We start from the raw sequence: 17,975 nt of genomic DNA, 5'->3' as shown, positions 1-17,975 counted from the left end.
AGGCACCGAAAGCAGTTGAGAGGACACAGAAATGACCACCCAGGCCCACGCCGGACATCACAACCACGCTGCTCACGGTGACCACGCTGCTCACGCCGACCATGCTGCTCATGCCAACCATGCGGCCCACGGTGAGCACGCGGCCCACACCGATCATGCCGCGCACGGCGCCCATGCGGCACATGCCGCGCACGATGCCCACGCCGCCCACGGTGGCCACGCACACGGCGGCCACGACGCCGGTGTACCGGGCGGCCTCCAGGTCACCCAGGACGGCTACACCCTCGAGCTGGCCGAGAAGGTCGTCGCCACCGGCGAAATCGAATTCCGCTTCCGCGTCCTGGGCCCGGACGGCCTGGCGGTCAACGACTTCGACCCCATCCACGACAAGGAACTGCACCTCATCGTGGTCCAGCGCGAGCTCACCGGCTTCTGGCACGTCCACCCGGAGCGCGACGCCGACGGCACCTGGGCGGTCAAGCTGAACCTCCCCGCGGCGGGCGCCTACCGCGCCTTCACCGATATCGCCCCCAAGGCGCTCGGCAAGACCATCACCCTCGGCGCGGATTTCGCCATCGCCGGTGACTACCCGCCGCAGACCGCGCCGGAGCCCGACCGCACCTTCACCGTCGACGGCTACGAGGTCAGCCTCGACGGCGATCTGGTCGCGGGCGAGGGGCAGCTGCTCACCCTCACCGTGCGCAAGGACGGCGAACTCGTCACCGACCTGCAGCCCTACCTCGCGGCCTACGGCCACCTGGTGATCCTGCGCGCCGGCGACCTGGCCTACGTCCACGTGCACCCGAACGGCGAGCCCGGCGACGGCGTCACCGCCCCCGGCCCCGAAATCACCTTCCACACCGCGGTTCCCGGCCGCGGCACCTACCGCCTGTTCCTCGATTTCAAGCACGGCGACAAGGTCCGCACCGCCGCCTTCACCCTCCCCACCGCCTGACACCGCCGAACGGAGAAACCATGCGCGCCCGCCGATGTCACCGGGCGCGGTCCCCGAGATGAACGGGGTCCGCGCACCACGACAGCCACCGCGCGGTACGACTCCTCGAAAGGGCGCCCATCCCGGGCGCCCTTTCGGCCGTTCGCGCCGGCGACCCTCCGCCGGAAACGTGCGGAATCGGTGCGAATGCGGTGGTGCAGGCACTCTTTCCGGGATGCCCGCATCGGTGCATTCTCGACACCAGCCGGGCCGGGTGGAACGAATTCGGGCCGGGAACCGACCTGGTCGGTGGAGGAAATCGTTGGATGCGATGGGCGGGGCGGCCGTGGAAAGTTACAGTGACGGGCGAGAAGCGGGGCCGGGCGGGAGGTCGGCGATGGGTGAGGTGCGGGCGCAGGTGGGGGTGCTCGGGCCGGTGCGGCTGACCATCGACGGGGTGGAGCAGCAGCTGGGCGGGCCCAAGCAGCGCGCGGTGCTGGCCTATCTCGCGATCAATGCCAACCGGCCGGTATCGGTCGAGTCCCTGGCCAGCGCGGTCTGGGAGGACAATCCGCCGCCCGATGTCCGGGTCAGCCTGCACGCCATCGTCTCCAATCTGCGCAAGCCCCTGCGCGACGGCGGCATCGACGCCCGGAACATGCTGCAGCACATGGGCACCGGCTACCGCATCGTGGTCGACGACGCCGCCTGCGACGTCTTCCGCTTCCGCGCCCGCCGCGAGAACGGCATGCGCGCCCTGGCCGCGGGCCGCTTCGCCGCCGCCACCTCCGCCCTGTCCGAGGCCCTGGCCCAGTGGCGGGGCCCGGTGCTGTCGGACCTGCGCGGCCTCGGTTTCGCCGACGCCTACGCGGTGGCCCTCGACGACGAACGCATCGGCGTCATCGAAGCTCGCGCCGAGGCCGATATCGCCCAGGGCCGCGCCGAGAACGTGGTGGCCGAACTCAACCTGCTGGTGCGCGAACATCCACTGCGCGAATCGCTCTGGGAGCAGCTGATGACCGCGCTCTACATGACCGGTCGCCAATCCGATGCCCTCGAGGCGGGCCGCCGCCTGCGCGCCATCCTCGCCGAGGAGCTCGGCATCGATCCCGGCCACCGCATCCGCGAACTGGAATCCCGCATCCTGCGCCAGGATCCGCTGAGCGTGCGCGCGGTCGGCGCGGCCTCCGCCACCCGCGCCACCACCATCGTGGACCGCAGCTGGCACGAACCGCAGGCGCTGCTGCGCGACCGCTTCGGCCACGTCTATCCGGTGGTCGGCTCCACCACCCGCATCGGACGCCTGTCCGACAACGACATCGCGCTGCCCGACGGCCGGGTCAGCCGCCACCACGCGCTCGTCATCGACAACGGCAACACCTGGATGGTGAAGGATCTGAACTCCTCCAACGGCGTCTTCATCAACGGCCAGCGCGTCATGGACAGCGGTCTGCTCTCCGACGGCGCGGTGCTCCGCATCGGCGATACAGAGCTGGTATTCGTCTTGGTACGCACCGAGGACAACGGCGGCTGAACAGGAGTGAATCCCACGTGACCGATCCGCGACTTCCGGAGCCAATGATTAACTGACCCTTCATTGCTGATCCCCCTCACCGCCACGAACCCCCAAGCTCGGTCGGCGATCCTCGGTGATAGCCGTTCCTATGCTCGTAGGGGAGATCATGGATCGGAGGCGCTTTCTGAAGCACGCCGCGCACTTGGGTGGTGCGGCCGGAGCCATGTCGATGCTCCCGCCGAGCCTGGTTCAGGCCTGGGCGGAACCGGCCCCGCCCGGCGGCTGGGACCGCATCGAGCACGTGGTGATCCTCATGCAGGAGAACCGGTCCTTCGACCACTACTACGGCGGCATGGCCGGGGTCCGCGGCTACGCCGACCTCAACGCGCTGCAACTGTCCACCGGACGCTCGGTCTTCCATCAGCCCGACGGCGGGCGCACCGTGCTGCCGTATCTCACCACGCTGCAGAACATCGACGGCACCGATCACGGAACCCGCACCGGCCATGACGCTTTCGCGTCGGGCCGCCACGACGCCTGGATCGCCGCCAAGGGCGAGGGCACCATGGTCGGCTACGACCGCGACAGCCTCGCCTTCTACTACCAGCTGGCCGAGGCGTTCACCGTCCTGGACGGCTACCACTGCTCGGTCAACGGGCCCACCGACCCCAATCGCATGTACCTGTTCAGCGGCACCGTGCAGAACCCCCTCGCCCTGGACAATTACGCGGAATCACTGCAGGTCTCGCTGTTCGCCGACGATTCGAAGCTGCGCTGGATGCGCAGCCTGCCGGTGGCCGGGATCGTGGACGCCGTACTGGGCCTGGTGCACGGCGTGACCAGCGCGCTGCCGCAATCGGTGGCCCAGGCGCTGGCCGGGATGGTCACCCCGCGCAGCGGCAATCTGTTCCTCTACGACGCGCTTTTGAGCCCCGACGCCGGGCGCTACGTCAACGACGTCATCTTCGGACTGCCCTGGACCACCTACGCCGAACGGCTCCAGGAACGCGGCATCGGCTGGCGGGTCTATCAGGAGTGGGACAACTACACCGACAACGCGCTGGACTTCTTCCTGCCGTTCCGCGATGCCGCGCGCTCGGCGCTGAAGTACACCAATGGCGGCGGCGGGCTCGCCTTCGAGAACTTCTTCCGGTACTACAGTGACCTGCAACGGGATCCGAGCCTGGAGCCCGCCTATGCCGCCGACCTGAAGCGCGGCATGGACGAGCTGACGCCGGGGCAGCGGACGCTGGTTGAGCAAGGGCTGCTGCGGGCCCGCTCGGGCACGCTGGTGGAGTCCTTCCGCACCGATGTCGCGACGGGCAAGCTGCCCACGGTGTCCTGGATCGTCGCGCCCTACGTCGACTGCGAGCACCCGGTCATGGGCCCGCGCAATGGCCAGGCCCTGGTCCACGGCGTGCTGGAGGCGCTCGCCGAACATCCGGACGTGTGGAACAAGACCGTCTTCATCCTCAATTACGACGAGAACGACGGCTATTTCGACCACGTCCCCGCCCCGACCCCGCCGCCCGGCACCGCCGGCGAGTACTTCGGGCAGCACAATGTCGGCCTCGGGGCGCGGACCCCGGCGATCATCGTCTCGCCGTGGAGCAAACAGGCGGTCTGCTCCGAATTGTTCGACCACACTTCGGTTTTGAAGTTCCTCGAACGCGTCACCGGTGTGGCCGAACCGAATATCAGCCCGTGGCGACGCCAGATGTGCGGCGACCTGTCCTCGCTGTTCGACTTCGGTGCGAAACGCAGCCTCATCCTCCCGGCCACCGCCGCGCGTGCCGACCAGTCGATGTCCGGTGCGGCGCAACCGCTTCCGTTCGTGCAGCGGATGCCCAAGCAGCAGAGCGGCCGCCGGGCACGGGTGCCGCTGCCGTACCAGCTGCAGGCCCGCTGCGCCCCGAACGGCACCGGCGCGATCACGCTCACCATCGACAATGGCGGCACCGGCGCGGCGCACTGCCGGGTGCATCCGAACGCCTTCGTCGCCGACTACACGCCGACCCGCTTCGATGTCACCGGCGGCGGCACGGTCACCCACGAGTTTCCGGCCGTGAACGGACGCTACGACTACACGCTGTACGGCCCCGACGGCTTTCAGCGCCGTTTCGCCGGGGATCTCCAAGGGCCCTGCGCCGCACTGCGAGTCACCGTGACCGCCGCGACCTCGGGCGCGCGCAAGCTCGCCTGGTCGTTCGAGAACGCTGGGACGCAACCGGTTTCGATCCGGGTGGTCGCGAATGCCTATCGAGGCGATGGCCCCTGGACCATCGAGGTGGGTGCGGGCAAGACCGAGCGGCGGGACATGCCCTGCGACACCGACGCCGAGGGTGCGGGGTGGTACGACCTCACGGCAACCGTTGATCTCGATGCCGGATTCCTGTGCCGGGTACGAGGATTCGTCGAAACCGGAGTCGAGGGCACGACGGCCGACGATGCCGCCCCGTTCGATCGCCTGCTGCTGGACCGCTCGATGTACGAGCCGGGCCGCGATCTCGTCGTCAGCTACAGCCTCGCGACCCCGAGGACCGGGCACAGCCTGGCGGTCTACCCCGAATCCGGCGGATTCATCCGCACGGTGTCGGCGACCACGGCCCTGAACACCCTGCCCCTGAGCGACGGCGTCACCCGCGACGAGGTGATCTTCCCCGCGAACGGACTCGGACGCGGAACCTACGCCCTGCATCACCTCGACGCCGCGGGCCGCTCGCTGGCCCATCCGGTCCGATTCCGCGTTTTGTAACAAGTTCTAGACAGATGGTGAGTTTTGTCTTACCGTCGGTTCATGAGTTCAACGGCGTCTCATGCGGTGCGATTCGAGCTGCGGTCCGGGGCAACCTGGCGCGATCCCTACCCCATGTATTCCCAACTGCGCGACCATGATCCGGTCCACCGGTCGATCCCGGAGGGTCGCGAATCCGACGACTTCTACGTCCTGTCCCGCCACGAGGACGTGTACGCGGCCGCGCGCAACCCGGAGGTCTTCTCCTCGGCCTCCGGGTTGACCGTCGACTACGCCGACCTGGTGTCCGCGATCCTGGGACCGGTCAAGCCGTTCGTCTTCATGGACCCGCCCGAGCACACCGACTTCCGCCGCCGGGTATCCCCGGGATTCACACCGCGCCAGGTCAATTCGGTCGAGCCCGCGGTGCGTAAGTTCATCGTCGAACGCATCGAACGCCTGCGCGCCGCCGGTGGGGGCGACATCGTCAAGGACCTGTTCAAGCCGCTGCCCACCATGGTCGTGGCCCACTACCTCGGTGTCCCGGAACAGGATTGGGACAAGTTCGACGGCTGGACCGAGCGCATCGTGGGCGGCGCGGTCGAGGGCGCAGGCCTGGCCGCCGGGGGACAGGACGGCTTCACCGCCGTCGGCGAACTGGCCGCCTACTTCGCCGAACTCATCGAGCGGCGGCGGGCCGAACCCGGCGACGACACCATCTCCCACCTGCTCGCCTCGGGCCTCGGCGCGGACGGCGACAACGAGGGCATCGTCGCGATCCTCGGCTTCGCCTTCACCATGATCACCGGCGGCAACGACACCACCACCGGAAACCTCGGCGGCGCGGTGCAATTGCTCACCGCCAACCCCGACCAGCGCCGCCTGCTGGTCGAGAACCCGGCCCTCATCCCGGACGCCATCGAGGAATTCCTCCGCATGACCTCCCCCGTCCAGGGCCTGGCCCGCGCCACCACCCGCGACGTGGAACTGCACGGCGTCACCATCCCCGCCGGCCGCAAGGTCCTGCTCCTCTACGGCTCGGCCAACCGCGACGAACGCGAATTCGGCCCCACTGCAGCCGAACTCGACGTCCGCCGCAACCCCAAGCGCATCATGACCTTCAGCCACGGCCACCACCACTGCCTGGGCGCGGCGGCGGCGCGCATGCAGGCCCGCGTGGCGCTGGAGGAACTCCTCTCCCGCTGCCCCGACTTCACCGTCGACCTCGACGCCGTGCAGTGGTCCCACGGCAACTACGTCCGCTGGCCCGTCTCCGTCCCCTTCCACCCCACCCCCTAGCATTCGCCGAGAGGCACACCCTGGAGGCGATTGGTCTCAATTGCCCGGAATTCGGCTCCAGGATGTGCCACTCGATGGGAAGGAGAGCCATGGGCTGGCTGGCTGAGGATCGCGCGGACCTGGCTGCCGAGCGGATCCTCGACGCCGCTGCGCGGCTGTTCGCCGAGCGCGGGGTCACCGCGGTGGGCATGGGCGACATCGCCAAGGCCGCCGGGTGTTCCCGCGCGACGCTCTACCGGTACTTCGAGAACCGACAGGCCGTGCGCCTCGCCTTCGTCCACCGCGCGACCCGCCGCATTGCTGCCGATGTCTTCCAGAAGGTTGGCGAGATCGCCGATCCCGGCGAGCGGATCGTCGCCGCAATGCTCGGGTCGATAGCCGCCGTTCGCGCCGACCCCATGCTCATCGCCTGGTTCCGCCCCGGCGAATCCGGCGCGGCGGGGCGCATCAGCCAGGACTCCGATGTCATCGAATCCATTGCGGCGGGCCTGTTCACACCCACCGCCCTCACCGATCCGGAACGCAGCCGCCTGGCGCGCTGGCTGACCCGCATCATCGTCTCGTTCCTCGCCGCGCCCGGCCGCGACGAGGACGAGGAGCGGGCCATGCTCGAGGAATTCGTGGTGCCGGTGATCAGCCGCGCCTTCGTCTGAACCGTCAGCGCCCGGCGCGGAACCGGTCGGTGCCCGGGCGCGGTGGCCGGTGCGGTCGCCCGTCGATGCCGTCGGACAGGGCGATCGAGAGGTCGGCGACGGCCTCGCGGGCGGCAGCCATCGGCATGGCGTGGAAAACGTGCCACAGCCTGCGATACTCCCGATGACGCAGGGGCGCCGCCGATTTCGTCGCATACTCGGCGAAGCGACGAGCATCCCCGGCCAGCAGATCATCGCCCGCCGAATGCAGGACGATGGGCGGGAGCCCGGTGATATCGCGGTAGAGCGGGGACCGGGCGCGGCGTTCGGCCTCGGGCACACCGGGCAGATACGCGTCCATGAACTGGGCCATGAGGGGCGGATTCAGCAGGGGTTCGCGGCTCGGATCGCAGTGGAAGGCAGAAGAATCCGCCGATAGATCCAGCACCGGGCAGATCAACCCCAGGATCGCGGGCTGCGGCCAGTGCTTGTCGCGCAGCCGCAGGGCAAGGTCGAGGGCCAGTCCGCCGCCCGCCGAATCGCCCACCACCGCAATGTGTTCGGCCGGAATGCCCTGGGCGAGCAGAGCGCGGTAGGCGGCCATCGTGTCGTCGATGGCGGCCGGATACGGATCCTCGGGAGCCAGCCGATAGTCGAGCGCGTACACGGTCGTGCCCATGGCCGCCGCGATAGCGCCGGTGAGGGTCCGCACCATGCGCGGCATGCCGATGACATAGCCGCTGCCGTGCAGATAGAGCACCGCGGCATCGTCGGGAGCGCTTCGCGGCGTGAGGGTTTCGACCGGGACGCCGCCGAGTCGACTGGTCTCGACGGCGACCCCCTTGGGCGCGCGGGCAAAGGTGGTGCCCGCTCCGACCCGGGCGCGCACCCGGGACCAATCGGGCGCCGGGCCGAACCACCAGCGGCCGACCGCACGAGAGACGAAGCGCCAGAACGCTACTTCCACGACCTCACCCCCAGCGCTCCACACCGCATTCGGCTCTCGGGATCACCCACGGCCCTCCACTTCCCGTCGGCTGTCCGCATCACCTCTGGCCCCCTGCACGACTTTCGGCTCTTCGCATGGTCTCAGGCTCGCGCATCAATTTCGGCTCTCGACGCGCTGCCCTAGCTCGTAGTCAGCCGGGTCGGGGGTACTGCGGATCAGCTTTTCGTAGCGGCCGGGGGTCCAGGGCCACAGCGCGGGCAGGCCGTCCTTGCCGAGGTACCAGCTGGTGCAGCCGGTGGTCCAGACCGTGCTCGGGGCTGCCGCGCGCATGCGCGCGTTGTAGCGGTCGGTGGCGGCGCGGGTCGGGGCGATGGTTGTGAATTCGCCTGCCTGCCAGCGCTTCAGCCAGGTGACGATGCGGGCGGACTGGGCCTCCGCCACGGCGGTCAGCGGGTGGTTGGCGAAGGGGCTGTGCGGGCCGACGAGCATGAACAGGTTGGGGAAGTCCGGCATCATGACGCCCTCGAAGGCTCTTGGGCCTTCCGCCCATGCGTGGTCCAGGGTGCGACCCTCGGTGCCGGTGATCGCCATCGGGCGCATGAAGGCCTGTGAATCGAATCCTGTTGCCAACACCAGGATGTCGAGCTCGTGCAGCTGCCCGTCCGCGGTGACCACGCCGCGCTTCTCGATATGGTCGATGCCCTCGGTCACCAGCGACACGTCGGGTCGCTGCACCGCCTTGTAGAAGCGATCCGACACCACCAGCCGCTTGCACATAGCCTGATAATCCGGCGTCAGCTTGCGGCGCAGCTCAGGGTCCTTGACGGACTGCAGGTTTCGCTCCACCACCCACTGGATGAACCGGCGCACCCGGCCCGGATGCACCAGCCCCTGTGAGAAGACCGCGAACGCCGCGCGATTGAACCAGTACGGCACCACACCCAGCGCGGGCAGCAGCCGGTACAGCGTCTTCGCCACGGGCGAGTACGCGCGATTGACCGTCGGCAGGATCCACTGCGGAGTGCGCTGGAACAGCACGACTTCCGGCACCCGCCCCGCCAGCGCGCTCACCAGTTGTGTCCCGGTGGAGCCGGTTCCGATCACGCCGACGCGCTTGCCGTCCAACGCGATCTCGTGCCGCCAACGCGCGGAATGCATGACGGTGCCGCCGAATTCGTCCAGGCCCTTGATATCCGGCAGGTTCGGGTGATGCAGGAATCCCGTCGCGCACATGACGAAGTCGAAGCGTTCGGTCTGCCCGTCCGAGGTGCCGACCCGCCATCCCGTCCCGTCGAACTCCGCACCGGTGACCTCGGTGCCGAAGCGCGTGCGCGCCTGCAGCCCGTGCTCGCGCGCCACCCCGACCAGATACCGCTTGATCTCCGGCCCGGCCGAATACAGCTGCGTCCATTCGGGATTCATGGCGAAAGTGAATTGGTAGTACCGCGAGGGCACATCGCACACCAGCCCCGGATAGCTGTTGTCCCGCCACGTACCGCCGTAATCGTGGGCCTTCTCGAAAATGGTGAACTCGGTGAATCCCGCCTGCTGCAGGGCGACGCCCATGCAGATCCCGGAGATTCCGGCACCCACGATGGCGATCCGCGGTGTGTTCATGGGACGGCAGCCTAGACACGTGTCTCTGGTGGAGGTGAGCGTTTCAGGGAAATCGGTAGACATTCCGTCATTCGCTAGACGCAGTGTATAGCGAGTGCTACCGTGTGCGCCAGATCACAAGCGTGAGATAAGGAAGCACGATGCGCGCACTCCAGTGGACCGGCCCGGAAAAGGTGCAGATCAACGACATTCCGGTACCGGATATCGGCCCTACCGATCTGCTCGTCAAGGTCGGTGCCGCGGGCGTCTGCCACTCCGACCTGACGCTGGTCAACTTCCCCATCCAGCTGCGCGAGGACCCGCTGACCCTCGGGCACGAGATCGCGGGCACCATCGAGGCCATCGGGTCGGATGTGAGCGGGCGCGAGGTCGGCGAGCGCGGCGTCGTGTTCCTCTTCTGGACCTGCGGGGTCTGCCGCGAATGCGTGGGCGGCAACGAGAACGTCTGCCTCGCGGCCGGACGCGTCGCCATGCCGCCCTGCCCGGGACTCACCATGGAAGGCGGCATGTCCGAGTACGTGCGCATCCCGGCCAGCGCGTTCGTGCCGATCGGCGACCTCGACTTCTTGCAGGCCGCGCCGGTCGCCGACGCCGCCCTCACCGCCTACCACGCGATCCGCGGCGCGCGAGAAGCGTTGCGGCCCGGCGGAACCGCGGTCGCCATCGGCATCGGCGGGCTCGGGCACGTGGGCGTGCAGATCCTGCACGCCATCTCCGGGGTGCGGGTGATCGCGGTGGATCAGGCCCAGGAGAAGCTGGACCTGGCGGCCGACTGCGGCGCCGAGATCGGCATCCTGTCCGGCCCCGACGCCGCCAAGCAGATCCTCGACCTCACCGACGGGCGCGGCGCGGACGCCGTTTTCGACTTCGCGGGCGTGGACGCGACCGCCAAACTGGCCTGTGAGACCGTCGCGCCCAATGGCGCCTACCGCATGGTCGGACTCGGTGGCGGCGCACCCGAGATCACCGCCGGACCGGCCGGCGGACCCGGCTGGCCGTGGGGCGCGTCGGTGCGAAAGTCGTTGGGCGGCACCCGAAGTGACCTGCACGACTGCGTGGCGCTCGCCCGGGCGGGCAAGTTGCACATGGAGGTCGAGCGCTTCGACCTGGCCGACGGGCCGGAAGCCTTCCGCCGCCTGGACGCGGGACACATCCGGGGACGCGCGGTGCTCGTACCCTGATCGCGCCGATCAGTTGTCGCCGGGGTCGACCTCGCCGAGGAATTTCGCGACCCGCGCCGCGATCTCGTCCGGGAACTCGCCATTGATGGCGTGCGAGGCCTCCGGCCACACCTCGAACTGCCCGCCGGGCACCAGTTTTCGCGCCCGCTCGGCCATCTTCTTCGCGTTGTGCACGATGCTGCGCCCCGCGAAGATGCCGAGATACGGCCTGCCGAGCGCCGAAAGCTGGTCCTTGGCAGGCTGTTTCGTCATCGGCAGATAGGCCGCGAAATCCTTCATACCCGAGGCGATCAGCCTGCCCTCGGGCAGATCCTCGGGCGCGGACACCCCGCCGGAGATCCAGCTCAGCAACTTGTTGCGCCACTTCTCCGGCATTCCCGGCAGTACCGAACCCAGCGACACCAGGATCATCTTCCAGGTCACCCCGCCGAACACGAACGGTGCGTCCAGCGTGATCAGCGATGCCACCCGCTCCGGATGCCGCACGGCCAGATTCACCGCCGACCACCCGCCGATCGACACCCCCAGCACATGCACCGGCCGAGATTCCAACTCCGCCAACGCCTCCGAAAGCCACGTCGCCTGATCCGCATCATCGGTCAACGGCTTGGACTGCACACTCAACCCCGGCTCACCCAGCAGATCCAGCGTGATCACCGGCCGCACCGCCAGCAACCCAGGCAGATTCGCCGCCCACATCGGCGTCGCGGCCTGCCGTCCGGGCAGCAGCACCAGCGGAGTCGCCTCCCCCTCCCCGAACCGATACGCCCGCACGGTCCCGAAACTGGTTGCCACATCGATCGTTTCACGCACCGACGGCAACTTCTCGAACCCGTCCCGATACGCCCCCGCATACCGCCGATACCCCGCCGTCTCGCGGAAGTACCCGACCCGCCTGCCCTTGAACTTCGGCCCCACGTTGCTCTCGGGAAACTCGACCATGCTCCCAGGCTAATCTCGATCGCATGGGGAGGCTCTGGCCGATGCCGGCCATATCGATTTGTGTACTGCTGACCGCAGCCTGCGGCGACCATGGCTCGGCGGCGAAGACGTCGACGACACCGGCACCTACCTCCAGTCCGGCTCAGCTCACGATGACCACGACCCCACCGGCGGCCTCGACGACACCGATGGATGCCGCGGCATTGCCGCTGTGCGGCGATGTCAAGGCCTCCGGGTCGGACAGCCCACCGGACTGCAAGTTGATCTCGCGCGATCGTGCGGCCCTGACCTTCATCGTGCGGCACACCGTCTTCAAGAAGACCGACAAGAGAGATCTGACGATCGATGTGGTCGGCGGCGACGGCAAGGTCCGCCAGACCATCCACGTGCTGCCGGACGACGGTTCCGGCATCACCTCTCCCGCCGAGCCCACACTGCGGAACCTGGCGGATGACGGCCGCGATCAACTCGTGGTGCCGCTGAGTCTCGCGATGTCCGGGAATGCCCGGTTCACGGTGTACCGCGCCACGGATGCGAAGCCCGACTTCGACTGGGCGGGAGACGTGTCCGGATTCGGGGTGGACCGGACCACCAGCGGCTATATCGCGGCCGAATCGAAAAATGGCGCCGCCGAGCATTACACCGACTTCTGGCACTTCGTCGATTCGCCGCTTGGCCCGCACCTGAAGGTCGTCGCGGGCATCTTGCGGACCTTCAAAGCGGACGGCAGCAGCATTTGCGTGGCCAATGATCAGGGCGTACGCGGAGATTCGGGATTGAGCGACGAGGATCTGGCGCGAAAATTCTGCGCCGAGGAGCTGATCGCGGCGAAGCCCGTGGGCTGATTCTCACTGCAACCCGGCGATGCGGCGCTGAAGCCAGCGGCGGGATTCGGCGTCGCGCGCGTGCAGGATGATCTTGCGGCGGGCGGTGGGGGAGAGGGCGGATAGGAGGCGGGGCAGGCGTTTTCGGGTGTCCCAGGTGAGCAGGTAGCGGACCGCGCCGGCGGTGGCGGTGTCGTCGGCGAGGTCGACGGCGCGGGCGAAGTCGGGGGCGGATTCCTGGTCGAGGAATTGGGCGGGGATGCGTTCGTGGGTGGGGTGGCCGGAGTAGGCGCCGGTGCCGGCGGCGAACCAGGCGCACAGGCGCAGGATTCGATCCACCGGATTCGGGTAGGCCGCCAGGAGTAGGGCGCGAACCTCGGCCACCTGGGGTTCGGTGAGGCCGCCGCCGGTGGTGGAGGTATCGAGGAAGAGGCTGGCGTAGGGGATGAGGGGCTCGGGGATCTCGGCCACCCACAGTCGTGCGGTGCGGTCGCTCTCGGCCTGGCGCTGCTCAGCCGCGCGGAATTCGCGCAGCGGAACCGAGACTCCGCGCACGGCAAGCCATTCCAGGGGGCGGACGCCGTCGGCCAGCAGCGCGTCCTGCGGCCAGCCCTCCCAGCGGATCGAATACCCGTGGTGCAGCGTCACCGTCGTGAGCGCCCGGTCCTGCGCGCCGAAGAAGTCCAGGGTCACATCGCCCCAGCACATGCACACGAATCCGGGCAGGTCGGCGACGGCGAGTGCCTCGCGCAGCGCCCGCACGGCAATCGGGTCGCGCTCCTCCAGCAGGACCGGTGCGGGCCCGGGCATCTCGCGGACCCGAACGCCGTGCGCGTGCGCCAGCACCCGATCCAGCGCGCCACGATCACCGCCCGCGGACGCTCCCCCGAAAGCCATACGGAAACACTAATCCGACCCGCCGGTCCCCGGCGTGGCGTCGCCGCGGCACGCGGACGCGTTTCCGTTGTCCAGACGGTTGCTGAACTGGTACGTACCAGCTGGTGATACGGTTCCCTGTGACGCCGATAACTCGGACCCCCATCGGGGTCCGATCGCAGTGACGGGGCTGGAACCAGCGAGTCTTTCTGCAGGCCACCAGCGAAAGTGCACCAACCGGGAGCTGGACTGTGGCTGTCCGGTGAGAACTGCATTGTTGCCGAAAAGCCAGATATAGGAGAGACCGTGGCGATATCGGACTCCCAGCGGGGCGCTGCCGATCCCGCTGCCCCGCGCACGACCGGACTGTTCCGCACCAAGAGCGTCGAACAGTCGATCCGGGATACCGACGATCCCGATGCCAAGCTCCGCAAGGACCTGACCTCCTGGGACCTCACGGTCTTCGGCGTCGCGGTCGTGGTCGGTGCGGGCATCTTCACCCTCACCGCGCGTACCGCGGGCAACATGGCCGGACCCGCGGTCTCGCTCGCCTTCGTGTTCGCCGCGGTGGCCTGCGGCCTGGCCGCGCTCTGCTACGCCGAATTCGCCTCGACCGTGCCGGTCGCGGGCAGCGCGTACACCTTCTCCTACGCCACCTTCGGTGAGGTCGTGGCCTGGATCATCGGCTGGGACCTGATCCTGGAATTCGCGCTCGGCACCTCGGTCGTGGCCAAGGGCTGGTCGCAGTACCTGGGCGTGGTCATGGGCGGCCGCCAGCCGATCTGGCACTTCGGATCGGTCAAGTTCGACTGGGGCGCGGTCGTGCTGATCGCCATCCTCGGCGTGCTGCTGGCCCTGGGCACCAAGCTGTCCTCGCGGGTGTCGGCCGTGGCGGTGGCCATCAAGCTGGCCGTCATCGCGCTGGTGGTCGTGGTCGGCGCCACCTACTTCAAGGCCTCGAACCTGAAGCCGTTCATCCCGGAATCGGTGCCCAATGCCGACTCCAGCGGTGCGGGCAAGCTGCACCAGACCCTGTTCCAGCTGGTCACCGGCGGCGGCAACAGCCACTTCGGCTGGTACGGCCTGCTGGCCGCGGCCTCCATCGTGTTCTTCGCCTTCATCGGCTTCGACGTGGTCGCCACCGCGGCCGAGGAGACCAAGAACCCGCAGCGCAATGTGCCGCGCGGCATCCTGGGCTCGCTGGCCATCGTCACCGTGCTGTACGTGGCGGTCTCGCTGGTGCTCACCGGCATGGTGTCCTACAAGGACCTGCAGGGCGACAATGCCACGCTCGCAACGGCTTTCGCGCTGCACGGCGTCACCTGGGCCAAGAACATCATCTCCATCGGCGCGCTGGCCGGTCTGACCACCGTCGTCATGGTGCTGTTCCTGGGCCAGACCCGCGTGCTGTTCGCCATGTCCCGCGACGGGCTGATGCCGCGGCAGCTGGCGCACACCGGATCCAAGGGCACGCCGGTGCGCATCACCGCCATCGTCGGTGTCATCTGCGCGCTGCTGGCCGGGTTCGTGGACTTCGGCACGCTCGAGGAGATGGTCAATATCGGCACGCTGTTCGCGTTCGTGCTGGTGTCCATCGGCGTGGTGGTGCTGCGCAAGTCGCGTCCGGATCTGCCGCGCGGATTCCGGGTACCGCTGGTGCCGTTCATCCCGATCCTGTCGGTGATCGCGTGCGCGTGGCTGATGTTCAACCTGTCGGTGGAGACCTGGCTGCGGTTCGTCATCTGGATGGCGATCGGCATGGTCGTGTACTTCGTCTACGGCCGCCGGCACTCGCTGCTGGCGCTCCGGGGAGACAAAACCGGTAGCTGATCGGCTGCTCGAGTTCGGTGCTGGTGGTGTGTCGTCGCGATGACACCCCGTGGAATGCGGTTCAATTGCTCTGACTAGTGAGAGTTGTGCCACTTGTTCCGCCCATCAGCACCGTTTCAGCATCCCGAGAGGAACCGATCGTGAGCATGCTTCTCGCAGTGCATGACGCCTACACCACGGTTGTCGCGCAGATCGGCAACCCGACGCCGGAGACGCCGCCGGTGGCGGACAAGCTGATGAAGCTGGTCCGCTACTTCACCTGGTTCACCATGCTGTCGGGGGTCACGGCCATTACCTATGGTGGCGGCCGGTTCGCGTGGGAGAAGTGGAGCGGTGGCGGGCTCGAATCACCGAAGATGGTGGCCGGAGCCATGATCGGCGGAGCCACCGCCACCAGTGCGGGCACGATCATGAATGCGGTAATCGGAAGCTGACCTCGTACTCGACCCCGTCATTCCGGCATGCTTTTGGCCGGAATCCACGCTGCCGCAGTGGATCCCGGCCAAGAAGCGCGCCGGGGTGACGGGGTTGTTCTAGCTCTGGCCGAGCATGCCGTTCATCTGGTCGATCTCCTGCTGCTGCGCGGTCACGATGGACTGTGCCAGGGTCTTCGACTCGGCGTTGACGCCCTGCTTCAGCTCGGTGTTCGCCATGTCGATCGCGCCCTTGTGATGCTCGATCATCATCTGCATCCACATCTTGTCGAAGTCCATGCCGGACATGCCCTGCAGCTTGGTCATCTGATCCGTGGTCATCATGCCGGGCATCCCGTGGCCCATATCGCCGCTGGGGGCGGGCTTGCCGAAACTCTGGAGCAGCGTGGTGATCTGCTGCATCTCCGGTGACTGCGCCTGCTCCACGGCCTGCGCGAGGGTGATCAGCTGCTGGTTCTGCGAGCGTGTCGGGACCAGCTTGGCCATCTCGACGGCCTGGGCGTGATGCGGGTACATCATCTGCAGGAAGCTCACGTCGGCGTCATTGAAATCGCTGCGGGTGGCGGCCTGTGTCGTGCTGCCACCGCTCATGCCGGGCATGCCGCTGTGATCCATCCCGGGCATGGACGAGCCGGACGTGGTCGAGGTCTTCGACGCGTCCGACATGTCGTGGTCATTGCTGCTACAGCCCGCGGCCAGCAGGGCGGCGGCGGAGGTGGCGGCGATCAGGGCGAGTTTGGTGCGGGTTTTGAACATGGTTGTACTCCTCGAGGATTGCTGGGGATTCGTGAAATGGGCATGCGGGTGCCCATCAGATCCGCAGAATCGCCAGTTCGGCCAAGGAGAGAACCGTCCATGGTGGGGGACGGGCACGGTGTTGCCGCGGGCGGCGCAGCTTCGCGGGAGTCGCATCGTGGCGGCCGAGGCCGACCCAGGCCAGCACCGCCAAGCCCAGGGCGAGCAGCAAGCCGGTGAGCACGAACAGGCAGCCGTGCATCCCGGCGTGGCCATTGCCGCAGTCGTCGCCGCAGCCCGGCACGGACATGTCGTGGTCCGGCCTATCCGTCATCCCGGCGTGCTTTTGGCCGGGATCCATTTGGATTCCGGCCAAAACCATGCCGGAGTGACTGGAGGTGGCAGCGTGGCCCGAGCCCTCATGGCTCATACCCACGACCAGCGCGTGCATGGCCACGATCCCGGCCATGAGCGCGAGCAGCCCGAAGGCCCGGATGAACCGGGTGCCGCGCAGCTGCTGTTCGACCACGGCGGTCATCTTACCCGCCGGGCCCGGATACCCCCTGTCGGTATTCGTCACCGACGCGCCCGGCTCGCCACCGCGAGTATCACCGGCCCGGGCGGTAGCCTGGCGGCCGTGTCACAGCGCGAACTGGTCATCCTGGGAACGGCCAGCCAAGTCCCGACCAAGCAGCGCAATCACAACGGCTATCTGCTGCGCTGGGATCGGGAGGGGCTGCTGTTCGACCCGGGGGAGGGCACCCAGCGGCAGATGAGCTTCGCGGGCGTGGCCGCCAGCGGGATCACCCGCATCTGCATCACCCACTTCCACGGCGACCACTGTTTCGGCCTGCCCGGGGTGCTCGGCCGCATCAGCCTCGACGGCGCGCTGCATCCGGTGGACGTCTACTTCCCGGCCTCGGGGGAGGTCTTCTACGAGCGGCTCATCGATTCCTCGGCGCACAATCGCAGGGTCGAACTGGAACCGCATCCGATCACCGACAATGGCGAATTGCCGCCGCCCGGAGCCGATTTCACGTTGCGCGCCGCGCGGCTGTCGCATCCGGTGGAGACCTTCGGTTACCGCCTCGACGAACCCGACAGCCGCCGCTTCGTGCCCGAGCGGCTGCGCGAACTGGGCCTGTCCGGTCCGCTGGTCGGCGAATTGCAGCGCCGCGGCGAGGTCGAATCGGGCGGCCGCACCATCACTCTCGACGAGGTCAGTGAGGCGCGGCCCGGCCAGAGCTTCGCCTTCGTCATGGACACCCGCCTCTGTGACGGCGTCTACGAGCTCGCCCAGAACGTCGACATGCTGGTCATCGAATCCACCTTCATCGACGAGGACGAGAAGCTGGCCGTCGAATACGGCCATCTCACCGCGGGCCAGGCGGGCCGGGTCGCCGCCCGCGCGGGCGTGCGCACCCTGGTCCTCACCCACTACTCACAGCGCTACCGCACCCTGGACCAGCATC

At 68.1% G+C, this 17,975-nt stretch carries 16 protein-coding genes; 10 read left to right on the top strand and 6 right to left on the bottom strand.

Annotation, left to right across the window (positions count from 1 at the left end):
- Positions 1-31: 31 nt before the first annotated feature.
- From ON43_RS28580 to ON43_RS28560, 5 genes are all read left to right on the top strand, one after another.
- The gene (locus ON43_RS28580; RefSeq protein WP_040812469.1) at positions 32-955 is read left to right on the top strand and encodes a DUF8832 domain-containing protein; all 924 of its coding nucleotides are present in this window, start codon (positions 32-34) and stop codon (positions 953-955) included.
- Between the two features lie 376 nt (positions 956-1,331).
- Complete coding sequence (locus tag ON43_RS28575) at positions 1,332-2,468, top strand: BTAD domain-containing putative transcriptional regulator (protein WP_040812467.1); 1,137 nt, start codon at positions 1,332-1,334, stop codon at positions 2,466-2,468.
- Between the two features lie 148 nt (positions 2,469-2,616).
- Positions 2,617-5,205 (top strand): alkaline phosphatase family protein, encoded by a 2,589-nt coding sequence (locus ON43_RS42865; RefSeq protein ID WP_051179390.1) that lies wholly within the window; start codon positions 2,617-2,619, stop codon positions 5,203-5,205.
- A 42-nt stretch (positions 5,206-5,247) separates the two neighbouring features.
- The gene (locus tag ON43_RS28565; RefSeq protein WP_040812465.1) at positions 5,248-6,483 is read left to right on the top strand and encodes a cytochrome P450; all 1,236 of its coding nucleotides are present in this window, start codon (positions 5,248-5,250) and stop codon (positions 6,481-6,483) included.
- Between the two features lie 89 nt (positions 6,484-6,572).
- Positions 6,573-7,136: a TetR/AcrR family transcriptional regulator gene (locus ON43_RS28560; RefSeq protein WP_040812464.1), complete on the top strand. Its 564-nt coding sequence runs from the start codon at positions 6,573-6,575 to the stop codon at positions 7,134-7,136.
- Between the two features lie 4 nt (positions 7,137-7,140).
- On the opposite strand, the gene ON43_RS28555 is transcribed toward ON43_RS28560, so the two are convergent.
- Both ON43_RS28555 and ON43_RS28550 read right to left on the bottom strand, forming a co-directional pair.
- Complete coding sequence (locus tag ON43_RS28555; protein WP_051179389.1) at positions 7,141-8,082, bottom strand: alpha/beta hydrolase; 942 nt, start codon at positions 8,080-8,082, stop codon at positions 7,141-7,143.
- Positions 8,083-8,217: 135 nt separating this feature from the next.
- The gene (locus ON43_RS28550; protein WP_040812462.1) at positions 8,218-9,681 is read right to left on the bottom strand and encodes a flavin-containing monooxygenase; all 1,464 of its coding nucleotides are present in this window, start codon (positions 9,679-9,681) and stop codon (positions 8,218-8,220) included.
- A 140-nt stretch (positions 9,682-9,821) separates the two neighbouring features.
- Here ON43_RS28550 and ON43_RS28545 point away from each other — a divergent pair, with 140 nt between their 5' ends.
- A complete protein-coding gene (locus ON43_RS28545; protein WP_040812460.1) occupies positions 9,822-10,862 on the top strand; it encodes an NAD(P)-dependent alcohol dehydrogenase in 1,041 nt (346 codons plus the stop codon).
- Between the two features lie 9 nt (positions 10,863-10,871).
- Here the strand turns inward: ON43_RS28545 and ON43_RS28540 are convergent, their stop codons facing one another.
- Positions 10,872-11,804, bottom strand: a complete 933-nt coding sequence (locus tag ON43_RS28540; protein WP_051179388.1) for an alpha/beta fold hydrolase — start codon at positions 11,802-11,804, stop codon at positions 10,872-10,874.
- A 152-nt stretch (positions 11,805-11,956) separates the two neighbouring features.
- Between ON43_RS28540 and ON43_RS28535 the strand changes: the two genes are divergently transcribed.
- On the top strand, positions 11,957-12,649 hold the full coding sequence (locus ON43_RS28535) for a hypothetical protein (protein WP_157514224.1): 693 nt from the start codon (positions 11,957-11,959) through the stop codon (positions 12,647-12,649).
- A gap of 3 nt (positions 12,650-12,652) precedes the next feature.
- Here ON43_RS28535 and ON43_RS28530 read toward each other — a convergent pair whose 3' ends face one another.
- Positions 12,653-13,525 carry a hypothetical protein gene (locus ON43_RS28530; protein ID WP_040812456.1) on the bottom strand — a complete coding sequence of 291 codons (873 nt, stop codon included), beginning with the start codon at positions 13,523-13,525 and terminating at the stop codon, positions 12,653-12,655.
- Between the two features lie 285 nt (positions 13,526-13,810).
- Between ON43_RS28530 and ON43_RS28525 the strand changes: the two genes are divergently transcribed.
- Together ON43_RS28525 and ON43_RS28520 are read left to right on the top strand one after the other, a co-directional pair.
- Positions 13,811-15,334 (top strand): amino acid permease, encoded by a 1,524-nt coding sequence (locus ON43_RS28525; RefSeq protein WP_083913801.1) that lies wholly within the window; start codon positions 13,811-13,813, stop codon positions 15,332-15,334.
- Between the two features lie 146 nt (positions 15,335-15,480).
- Complete coding sequence (locus ON43_RS28520; RefSeq protein ID WP_172416847.1) at positions 15,481-15,768, top strand: hypothetical protein; 288 nt, start codon at positions 15,481-15,483, stop codon at positions 15,766-15,768.
- A 99-nt stretch (positions 15,769-15,867) separates the two neighbouring features.
- On the opposite strand, the gene ON43_RS28515 is transcribed toward ON43_RS28520, so the two are convergent.
- Both ON43_RS28515 and ON43_RS28510 read right to left on the bottom strand, forming a co-directional pair.
- Positions 15,868-16,524, bottom strand: coding sequence for a DUF305 domain-containing protein (locus ON43_RS28515; RefSeq protein WP_040812455.1), 657 nt, complete (start codon positions 16,522-16,524; stop codon positions 15,868-15,870).
- A gap of 55 nt (positions 16,525-16,579) precedes the next feature.
- Positions 16,580-17,032: a DUF6153 family protein gene (locus tag ON43_RS28510; RefSeq protein ID WP_157514223.1), complete on the bottom strand. Its 453-nt coding sequence runs from the start codon at positions 17,030-17,032 to the stop codon at positions 16,580-16,582.
- A gap of 108 nt (positions 17,033-17,140) precedes the next feature.
- Between ON43_RS28510 and ON43_RS28505 the strand changes: the two genes are divergently transcribed.
- Positions 17,141-17,975: ribonuclease Z (locus ON43_RS28505; protein WP_040812451.1), on the top strand; the 835-nt coding region annotated here is incomplete at its 3' end.

It is taken from the genome of Nocardia concava NBRC 100430 (assembly GCF_000308815.1).
In the GTDB taxonomy this organism is placed as follows: domain Bacteria; phylum Actinomycetota; class Actinomycetes; order Mycobacteriales; family Mycobacteriaceae; genus Nocardia; species Nocardia concava.
Note: the sequence above shows the minus strand (reverse complement) of the source record. Positions and strands in the feature narration are given on the sequence as shown.